General features: G+C 38.7%; 8 protein-coding genes. 7 read left to right on the top strand and 1 reads right to left on the bottom strand.

All coding sequences use genetic code 11. The features are described from left to right. The first annotated feature begins 312 nt into the window (after window positions 1-312). From BUB05_RS14085 to hutH, 4 genes are all read left to right on the top strand, one after another. Window positions 313-1,746 carry a trimethylamine methyltransferase family protein gene (locus tag BUB05_RS14085; RefSeq protein ID WP_073050260.1) on the top strand — a complete coding sequence of 478 codons (1,434 nt, stop codon included), beginning with the start codon at window positions 313-315 and terminating at the stop codon, window positions 1,744-1,746. A gap of 199 nt (window positions 1,747-1,945) precedes the next feature. Next, entirely contained in the window at window positions 1,946-3,568 is a 1,623-nt protein-coding gene (locus BUB05_RS14080; RefSeq protein WP_073050259.1) for a BCCT family transporter, read from the top strand. Window positions 3,569-3,653: 85 nt separating this feature from the next. Then, window positions 3,654-4,547: a sugar phosphate isomerase/epimerase family protein gene (locus BUB05_RS14075; protein ID WP_073050258.1), complete on the top strand. Its 894-nt coding sequence runs from the start codon at window positions 3,654-3,656 to the stop codon at window positions 4,545-4,547. Window positions 4,548-4,851: 304 nt separating this feature from the next. Further along, window positions 4,852-6,372 (top strand): histidine ammonia-lyase, encoded by a 1,521-nt coding sequence (hutH, locus tag BUB05_RS14070; protein ID WP_073050263.1) that lies wholly within the window; start codon window positions 4,852-4,854, stop codon window positions 6,370-6,372. A 147-nt stretch (window positions 6,373-6,519) separates the two neighbouring features. Here the strand turns inward: hutH and murC are convergent, their stop codons facing one another. After that, window positions 6,520-7,875, bottom strand: a complete 1,356-nt coding sequence (gene murC / locus BUB05_RS14065) for a UDP-N-acetylmuramate--L-alanine ligase (RefSeq protein ID WP_175548573.1) — start codon at window positions 7,873-7,875, stop codon at window positions 6,520-6,522. A 230-nt stretch (window positions 7,876-8,105) separates the two neighbouring features. Between murC and purR the strand changes: the two genes are divergently transcribed. From purR to glmU, 3 genes are all read left to right on the top strand, one after another. Beyond that, the gene (gene purR, locus BUB05_RS14060) at window positions 8,106-8,933 is read left to right on the top strand and encodes a pur operon repressor (protein WP_073050256.1); all 828 of its coding nucleotides are present in this window, start codon (window positions 8,106-8,108) and stop codon (window positions 8,931-8,933) included. 97 nt (window positions 8,934-9,030) lie between these two features. Further along, complete coding sequence (gene spoVG, locus BUB05_RS14055) at window positions 9,031-9,300, top strand: septation regulator SpoVG (RefSeq protein WP_073050255.1); 270 nt, start codon at window positions 9,031-9,033, stop codon at window positions 9,298-9,300. A 131-nt stretch (window positions 9,301-9,431) separates the two neighbouring features. Then, a complete protein-coding gene (gene glmU, locus BUB05_RS14050; protein ID WP_073050254.1) occupies window positions 9,432-10,805 on the top strand; it encodes a bifunctional UDP-N-acetylglucosamine diphosphorylase/glucosamine-1-phosphate N-acetyltransferase GlmU in 1,374 nt (457 codons plus the stop codon).

Genomic DNA, 10,805 nt, shown 5'->3' with positions numbered 1-10,805 from the left:
AACGTGAACATATTCAAATTTAATTAAGCTTGCCGCATATTTAATACATCATTTGAAACGATTCCAATATAAGCATATTTTTACATACTTCATATTCAATTCATTATACAAACGTATTAATTTTCTTTTAGCATTTGCTTTTCAATAAATCATTGAAAAAATCCGGATTTATTAATGTTTTATTTACTTCATATTGAACCAGGCAGTCTTTTGTGTATGACTACCTTTATTTTTCCTGTTTAAAAATTGCTTTAACAGCTTATGCTGTAAATATATGTATGAAATTATAAAGAGAAAGGAGAATAGTAACAGATGAACGATAAATCAAATACAAAAGAGTATCAGATTCACAAAGCAAGTATGAAAATTCTCAATGAAGTGGGAATAAAATTTCACAATGAAAAAGCAGTTGAAATCCTTAAGAATAACGGGATTCGAATGGAAGGCAATGTGGCAAAATTCAATGAAGATGAAATAATGCGCTGGGTTGAAAAGGCACCATCACATTGTACGCTGCATGCACGCAATCCGAAATACAATGTAGTGTTCGGCGGTGATAAAGTAAACCATGCCCCTGGTTATGGTTGTGCATTCATAGCGGAAAAAGACGGTTCTCAGAGGGAGGGCACAATATATGATTATATAAAATGCGCAAAAATGTATCATACAAATGATGATTTTAACATTGTCGGAGGTATAATGGTACAGCCAAATGATGTTCCCCAGGATTCGGCACCTCTTGACATGTTTTATTCGACGTTTACCCATTCTGAAAAGGCAATGTTCATTGCAACTGGTGAAGAAAAATACGTTAGAGCAATTATGAGGTCGATGGCCGAGGTATATGGAGGCTTTGACGAGATGGTAAGAAAACCGAGACTGATTGCGCTTGCAAATACGAATTCTCCATTGGCTCTTGATAAAATAATGTTGGACAACATTATGGTGTTTGCAGAATATGGACAGCCGGTGGTTGTTGCTCCGAGTACAATGCTTGGATTAACAGGACCTGTTACAATAGCAGGTACACTTGCTTCTTCCAATTCAGAAGTTCTGGCGGGGATAGCTCTGGCGCAGATGATAAGGCCTGGAACTCCTATACTTTACGGAATGCAATCAACGGGGTCGGATATGAGAATGGCACAGATTGCAGGCGCATCGCCTGAAGGAACTTTGATTCAGGGATTTGGCGGTAAAATGGCCAAGTATTATAAATTGCCATGCAGAGGAGGCGGATGCATGACTGATTCGCCGACGGTCAATGCGCAGGCGGGGTATGAATCAATGATGACATGCTTCTCATCATACATGAATAAAATTAATTTTGTAATTCATTCAGGAGGAATAGTAGCGGGTTTCAATGCACTGTCATTTGAAAAAATGATAATTGATTTTGAAGTTATACGATATGTAAAGAGATGTTTCAGAGGCTTCGAAATAAATGAAGATACTCTGGCATTGGATCTTATAAAGGAAAAAGGGCATAGTGGTGAGTTTTTAACAAGTGACCATACGTGGAATAACTTCAGAAGTGAAATTTACACGCCGATGATCAGTACGAGAGGCAATGTCAACAATCCTATGGAAGAATACGATAATGCCATAGAAAAAGAAATTGACAATATGATAAGGAAATATGATGAAAACAGACCTGAAATAGATAAAAAAGATATAGAAAAGGTGAGAAGAATATTGGGTGAAGCGGGAATTGAAAAAGATAGACTTGATTATATAGATAGTCTATAGAAACAATCATAACAACAATAGGGCATCTAGCCTTTGGATTTTACTAAAAATAAAAAACAGGAGGGTTGAATGAAGCTTTTAAAAGACACTTGACGGTTGAGATCAAATAATAACAAATTGCAGTAATAAAAAATAAAACAAGAAATAAATAGGGAAAATGATTGTATTGAAAGAGGGAAGTAATAATAAGGAGGAATTTATGAATTTATTCAAAAAGAATGAAATTGAAAGAGATGTGTTTTTGCCGCCGGCCATACTGTTGGGACTGACATTGGTAATTGGAATGATTGCTCCGCAAGGTTTTGCAAATGTTTCAACTGCCTTGCTGTCATTTACTATTGAAAAATTCGGCTGGCTGTATTTGTTTTTGACATTTGTTTTTCTTGTTGCGCCTTTTGTTATTATGATTTCTCCATTGGGAAGTATAAGGTTTGGAGGTCCGGAAGCCAAACCTGAAATTGATTTGTGGTCATGGTGTGTCATAGCCCTGTGCGGGGGGATTGCTACAGGCATGTTGTTCTGGGGAGTGGCAGAGCCGCTGACGCATTATTATTCGCCTCCGGCTATAACCGGACTGGATCCATTAACGCCGCAGACTGCCATAAGGGCCTTGCAACTGGGAACTTTCCACTGGTCCTACATTCCGTATGGGCTCTTTACACTTTTTGGAATTGCGATAGGATATGCATCCTATAACAGAAAACTTCCATTAAGGGTGAGCTCTGCATTTTATCCATTGCTGGGGAAAAGGATATATGATTGGCCGGGTAAATTAATAGATGGAATTTCCATTCTGACGCTTGCGGGCGGTGTTGTTACAACTCTTGGATTTGGAACATTGCAGTTTGCTTCAGGATTGCAGTATCTGTTTGATTGGACACCAAGCAATTCGATATATGCCCTTATCATTGTTGTTTTGACCATAACTTACACTGTCTCCAGTTATACGGGACTGCAGCGTGGAATCAAGTATTTGAGCAACATAAACAGTTTTATCTTTTTTGGACTGGTAGCATTTTTGTTCATTTTCGGACCAACAAAATTTTTGTTCAACGCCATGGTAGAGACAGCAGGTTCTTATTTGACAAATCTGATTCCATGCTCATTCAATGCAGATGCATTCAATGTCAGCAATGGATGGAGTGGAGGCTGGACAATCTTTTTCTGGGCATGGTGGATAGTGTATGCTCCGATAATAGGGATGTTTTTGGCAAGGATTGCCATAGGCAGGACAATCAGACAATTTGTCATAGTAAATGTAATAATTCCGGGAACTTTTATGTTTACATGGTTTGTTGCATTTGGCGGATCAGCCATATATTTTGAGCATTTTCAAAATGCAGGAATCATGAATGTCATAGAAGAGTTTGGATTGGAGGTTTCAATGTATGCTCTGCTGAAAAATTTGCCGATATCAAGTATCACAATTCCCATGGGAATTGTTGCGCTGGGCATCTCTTTCGTTACACTGGCCGATTCGATGACTTCTACAATAGCGGTAATAACAACCAAGGATACTCGTGCAGCAGAACCTCCGGCAGGTATTAAAATATTCTGGGGACTCTTGATTGGCGGCATCACAATGCTTTGCTTGCTGGTTAGCGGAACTATCGGAACGAAAGCTCTGCAGACCATGAGTATAGCTTATGCACTGCCTATATTCATATTGGAATTCGGTGCCTTGATATGTTTGGTTATGTTCCTGGGAAAAGACAAACAGGAGCAGTACGTACATGGGGATGTTTCGGAGAATATTAAAACGACGCCTTTGAAGGTCGTTGAAAATGATGACACAGAAGATGATGATGAATCAGTAATGTAGTTTGAGACAATAAGAAATCAATATCAATATCAATATTTATATTGATATAAATAATAAAATTTATACTAAAATAGGAGGAATTGAAATGAATAAAAAAATGAAACTTGGTTTGCACACGTACACGCTTCATCTTTGGGGACTTGGTCAAAACTGGGGTATAGTTGCAGAGCCGCGTCCCAAGGAAATTAATCTTATGCAATTGATGGACATGGCGGTTGAATGGGGACTGGATGGACTGCATATCACAGGCTGTGACCTGGAGAGCAAGGATGATAAACGATTAAAAGAAGTCCGTGATGCAGCTGAAGAGCATGGTCTTTATCTCGAGTATAATTTTTCATTGAATGAAGAATTTGATTCAAGGCTGACAGACAGCATTGAAGATGGAATCCGCATAGCTGAAAAGATTGGTGCCGACATAGGAAAAGTGAGTTTGGATGTTCGTCGTCCACGTCCACTCTACGGCAGTTGTTTTCATCCAACTGTAATGACACAACTGTGTGGCATATACGATGAAATAATGGATGCCATTCCTTTGATTGAAGAAACAGGAGTCAAGCTTGCCTTGGAAAATCACACTGAGACATATGCCGATGAAGTTATTTGGCTGATTGAAAAAATCAATCATCCTTTGGTCGGTGCGTGCGTTGATACTGTTAATTCCATGGGCGTGCTTGAAGATCCTGTAAGTGCGGTTGAAAAACTTGCTCCATATGCTTTTGTAAATCATTTTTGCGATCATAAACTTGACAGGGATCAGTTTGGCATCAGATTCCATGGGGTAGCACTGGGAGATGGCGACATTGATTGCTTTAAGACATTAAAGACAATAGAAGAAAATTCACCTACCGATAGAATAACTTTTGAAATTGAATGGGACATGGGTGATGATTCTTTGGAAGCGGCACGTCAAAAGGAAATGGATGCATGTATAAAAAGCATTAAATATGCAAGAGAAGTTCTTGGAATAGGAAAATAGATTACTTTTCTCTATGGGGCTGCGTTTTTATGCAGCCCTCTTTCAGCTTGAAAAGTCAAATGCGAATGATTAATATTAGACTACACGGATAATGTAGTAAATCTAAGATGTTTTCTTGACATGAATAGAAACATATGATAGACTTTAGATAATTAAATAAGTGCCTAAAGACAATAGATAACAGGAGGCAAATCAGAACTATATGATAGTTCTGGTTTGCCTTTAATTTTTTTTGGAGGAGAAGGATATGAGTAAAATGATTTTGGACGAGATGAATGCAGTTGGTAAAGGAAAGGAGAATGTTATGAAAAAGGTAATCATTGATGGGTCAAGCTTGACATTAAAAGAGTTTATACAGGTATGCAGGGAAGACTACAAAGTTGAATTGAGTGAAGAGGCAAGACAAAATATAATCGAATCAAGGAAAAAGGTTGACAGATTCGTTGAAAGCGGTAAAACAATCTACGGAATTACTACTGGATTTGGAAAATTCAGCGACGTTAACATTACTCAGGAAGAAGCAGTTCTTCTTCAGAAGAATCTTATTATCACACATGCAGTTGGAGCAGGAAATCCTCTGGACAGGGATGCAGTTAGAGGAATGATGCTTCTTAGAGCAAATACTCATGCCAAGGGATTTTCGGGAATAAGACTATCTACTGTTGAAACCATGATTGAAATGCTTAACAAGGGCATTCACCCTGTAATTCCTGAAAAGGGTTCGCTGGGAGCCAGCGGAGACCTTGCACCACTTGCTCATATGGTTCTTCCTTTGATAGGGCTTGGAAAAGCAGAATACATGGGAGAGGTCATATCCGGAGAAGAAGCGATGAAAAAGGCTGGAATCAAGCCTGTTGAACTAGTATCGAAAGAAGGGCTGGCACTTATCAATGGAACGCAGGCAATGACATCAGTAGGAGCATTGACAATTTATGACGGAATAAATCTTGCAAAACTTGCAGATGTATCAGCAGCGCTTACTTTTGAAGCTATGAATGGTATAACGACTGCACTGGATGAAAGGGCTCATCTTGTAAGACCTCACAAGGGACAGTTGACTACAGCTGCCAATATGCTCAGGATTCTTGAAGGAAGCGAGATGACTACTGAACAGGGAGATATTAGGGTTCAGGACGCATATTCATTGAGATGTACTCCACAGATTCATGGGGCCAGCAAGGATGCCTTGAATTATATCGAGGAAAGAGTCAATATTGAAATGAATTCAGTAACAGACAATCCAATAATATTTGAAGAAACTGGTATTTCCGGTGGAAACTTCCATGGACAACCGATGGCACTAAGCTTCGATTTCATGTCCATAGCCCTTGCAGAGCTTGCGAATGTTTCGGAAAGAAGACTTGAAAGACTTGTAAATCCAGCATTGAGCGGACTTCCGGCTTTTCTTGTAGAAAATGGCGGATTGAACTCGGGATTTATGATAGTTCAATATTCTGCAGCAGCGCTGGTATCAGAAAACAAGGTTCTTGCTCATCCGTCAAGTGTTGACAGCATTCCTTCTTCAGCAAACCAGGAAGACCATGTATCCATGGGTACCATAGGAGCGAGAAAAGCAAGGGAAATCATGAAAAATGCAAGAAGGGTAATAGCTATGGAAATGATGTGCGCTTGCCAGGCCATAGATCTTAGAGGAAAGAAAAAACTGGGTACGGCTACTGAAATTGCCTACAACATGTTGAGAAGCAAGGTTGAAAAACTTGAAGAGGACAGGGAGCTGTTTGAAGATATCAACAAATGTGAAGAGCTGTTGATATCGGAAGAAATGCTTTCTGAAATTGAAAGAGCTGTAAGTTTAGAGATGTAACTGTAACAAATAGATATAGGCAAAAAGCAAAGAAAGCTTCCGGATAGGGAGCTTTCTTTTCCTATCCGGTTGACTGCCAGATAGGGGGAGTGGGGACATTGTCAGTATTAATATACCCACAGGGGTAAAATTGAAACAGATTAAATGTTAAATATTTGTAATATTTTCACCTATTTCATGTACATTACCAGCTCCCATTGTCAGTATTATATCGCCTTCGGAGGCATATTCCTTGAAGTATTTTTCGGCTGCATCAAAGGAATTGCAGTATATTGCTTCAGTCCCGCTTTTTACGATGCCATCTGCAAGGTCTCTTGAATGAACTACACCAAGATCCTTCTCCCTTGCTGCATATATATCCACTACCAGAACTGTATCGGCATCTGAGAATGATTCTGAGAATTCTTTCAGTAATGAGGAAGTCCTGGTGTAGGTATGAGGTTGGAATACACATAAAATCTTTTTGTCGGTCATTTTTCTGGCTGTTTTGAGAGTCGTTTTTATTTCAGTTGGATGGTGTGCATAATCATCTATTACAGTTGCACCGTTTAGTACGCCCTTAAACTGAAATCTTCTTTTTGTTCCGGTGAAAAATTCAATGCCTTCAACAATATGTGAAACTTCAATTTCCATTGCATGGGCACAGGCTATGGCAGCCAGTGAATTGTATAGATTGTGTTCTCCTGGGACTTTCAGTGAAATTCTTGATATTAAAGAATTATCAATATGAAGGTCGTAAGACGGATAGGGAGAGTAGGTTATATTGTCCGCCCATATGTCTGCCTTGTTTTTTATTCCAAAGGTTCTGAGACTGCACGACAAATCTTCAAACAGGTGTTCTGAATTTTTACAGTCGCTGTTGTATATAAGGTATCCATTGGATGGTATTTTAGATCCGAATTCAAGAAAAGCGGACTTTATATCATCAATATCCTTGTAATAATCCAAGTGGTCCTCTTCTATGTTCAGTACAACTCCATAGAGCGGGTTGAACTTCACAAAGCTTCTCTTGTATTCGCAGGCCTCGGTAAGAAGCGTTTCGTCGTTTCCTATTCTGATATTACCATTTATGAGGTCGTATTCTCCTCCTATCAGTATTGTGGGGTCAGAGTTTTCCTTTAGAAGAATACTTGACATGAATCCCGTAGTCGTTGTCTTGCCGTGGGTTCCGGAAATGGCTACTGGACTGTTGTAGTCATGCATGAGCTCTCCCAGGAAGTCGGCTCTTTCAAGAAGCTTGATTCCGAGTTCTTCCGATCTTTTGTATTCAGGGTTTTCGCTGTTTACTGCAGCGGTAAACACTACCAGGTCCTGGTTGTCGATAATCTTGCCATCATGGTCTTTTTGTATTGTTGCACCGAGGCTTTCAAGGTGCTCAGTCAGGTTTGTTTCATTGATGTCGGAGCCTGATACTCTGCAGCCTTTGTTCAACATGATTTCAGCCAGGCCGCTCATGCTTATTCCGCCAATGCCGATGAAATGTATATATTTGTAGTTTTTCATATGATTATCATCCTTTTTGTTATTCATTCAAGATGCAATGAATGTATTCTAATTATTATATCAATAAATTGTATCATTATAAAGGCTTAAGTGCTAAAAGATAATATGAGTCAAATTACTAGCAAATCAAAGCTTAATTTGAATAAAATTGTAAAATTATGAAATATAATCTTGTGATTCACGAATTTTATATGTATAATAGATATAAATATTCGTCAAGGAGTGAATTAATGAAGAAGTATAAAAGGAATCAAAGAGTAGGCGCTCTTATGAAAATTTTCACTGAAAGACCAAACCATGTGTTTTCATATAATTATTTTTCGGAGTTGTTCAATGCTGCAAAATCAACTATAAGCGAGGATATTGTAATAGTCAGGGAACTGGTGTCCGATCTCGGATTTGGAAGGATTGAAACTATTGCAGGAGCTGCAGGCGGTGTAATATACATTCCCAGTCTAAGTGAACAGGATACGGCAGGACTTTTAAGCGAACTTTGTCTTGCGTTTTCAAATCCCAATAGAATAATACCGGGAGGATATATCTATATGACGGATATTTTCAATTCACCATATTATTCGTCCAATATAGCAAAAATCATTGCTTCAAAATATTCCAGCAAAGAAATAGATTATGTGGTGACTGTGGAGACAAAGGGAATACCTGTGGCACTTATGACTGCAAGGGAGCTTGATGTTCCGCTTGCTGTAATAAGGCGTAACAGCAAGGTTACAGAAGGGTCTACCCTCAGTATAAATTATGTTTCGGGTTCAACCAGAAAGATTGAATCCATGACTCTTTCAAGAAGGGCTGTAAAGGAAGGATCCAAGGTTCTTGTGGTTGATGACTTCATGAAAGGTGGAGGAACGGCAAAAGGAATGATAGATCTGATGGCAGAGTTCAACGCAGAAGTGGTTGGCGTATCGGTCGTTATTTCTACTGCGGAGCACAAGGATAAACTGGTTAAGGATTATAATACCCTTCTGGTACTTGAAGGTGTGGATGAGATTGAAAAGGCAATAAAAATCAGGCCCTACGATCAGGAAAACACGGATATTTGAGAAAAAAACAATAAATAAATAAAGATTTTTGCATTTTTATTAAATTTGTAGTAAAATATTAATATGTTTGGACATAATATTCCGGAGGTGGGAAACCATGCAAATTACAGATGTAAGAGTCAGAAAAATCAACTCTGAGGGGAAAATGAAAGCAATTGTTTCTGTCACTTTTGACGACTGTTTTGTAGTTCATGACATCAAGATCATTGAAGGACAAAATGGGCCTTTCATTGCAATGCCAAGTAGAAAGATGCCAGATGGTGAATTTAAGGATATTGCACATCCGATAAATTCACAAACTAGAAGTTTAATTCAAGAATCAGTATTTCAAGCTTACGAAGAGAAGCAGGCGGAAGATGAGGAATAATAATAATTAGTATCCGCTAAGGGTCTATCCATGGACCCTTTTTTATTGTAAAAAAAATAATATGAACTATTGTTATTTCCTCCCATTAATATTATAATATGTTTTGGATTAAGGAAATACAGGAGATTGCAATGAATATATCAGTAATATTGGCTGCCGGCGAAGGCACGAGAATGAAATCCAAGCTTCCCAAAGTCCTGCACAAGGTTTGCGGAAAGGAACTTGTCAAATATGTTCTTGATGCATCTGACAAGGCTGGAATAGACAAGAAAATCCTTATTTTGGGACACGGTAGGGATAAGATCATGGATTCACTTGATGAGTCTGATGTGATTTTTGAGGAACAGCCTGTTGGAGAGGGATTTCCATACGGTACAGGGTATGCAGTTATGCAGGCAGAGAAACATATTGGCGATGACGATACTGTCATTGTATTGAACGGAGATGTTCCCATGATAAGGGAAGAAACCATCAGAGACTTTATGGAATACCACAATCGCGAGAAATGTTCGGCATCAGTACTTACGGCTGTATTTGAAAATCCTTTCGGATATGGTAGAATTGTAAGGGATGAAAAAGATCAGGTTGCGTTTATAGTAGAACAAAAGGATGCTGATGAAGAGACAAAACTGATTAAAGAAATCAATTCCGGTATTTATTGTTTTAATGGCAGTGGTCTCAAGGAAGCTCTTAAGAATCTGGACACAGACAATTCGCAGAACGAGTATTATTTGACTGATGCCATAGGAATACTTAAAAACAAGGGCTGTAAAATCGGAGGATATCTAATCGGGGATAATGTTGAAATAAGCGGTGTTAACAACAGGTATCAGCTTCATGAATTGAATGAATATAAAAAGAGCCTTATTAACAAGGAACATATGCTGAACGGTGTTACAATAATCGACCCTTCGAGTACTTACATCGAGGAATCGGTTACTATAGAAAGAGACACAGTTATTTATCCAGGTACAATTCTTGAAGGAACTACATCCATAGGTGAGGACAGTATAATAGGTCCAAATTCAAGAATAATTGATTCATTTGTAGGAAAAGGCACCAGCGTGGACAATTCAAAGGTAATTAGTTCAAGAATTGGAAACGGCACTACGGTAGGACCCTTTGCTTATTTAAGACCAGGTTCTGAATTGGGCGACGGGGTTAAAATCGGGGATTTTGTGGAAGTAAAGAACTCTAAAATAGGCGACGGATCCAAAGCTTCACACCTTGCTTATCTTGGCGACGGTGAAGTGGGCAAAAATGTAAATATAGGATGCGGAGTCATATTTGTAAACTATGACGGCAAAAACAAGAACAAGACCATAATTGAGGACAACGCTTTTGTCGGAAGCAATTCAAACCTTGTAGCTCCAGTCACCATAAGTGAAGGCGCTTATGTTGCATGCGGGTCTACAATCACTGAAAATGTAGAAGAAGAAACACTTGCAATAGCAAGAGCGAGACAGGTAAATAAAAACGGAAAAGCCAAAAACAAGTATAAGTAG

The organism is Dethiosulfatibacter aminovorans DSM 17477, assembly GCF_900142005.1.
Lineage (GTDB): Bacteria > Bacillota > Clostridia > Tissierellales > Dethiosulfatibacteraceae > Dethiosulfatibacter > Dethiosulfatibacter aminovorans.
This window is presented reverse-complemented; position numbering and strand designations above follow the sequence as displayed.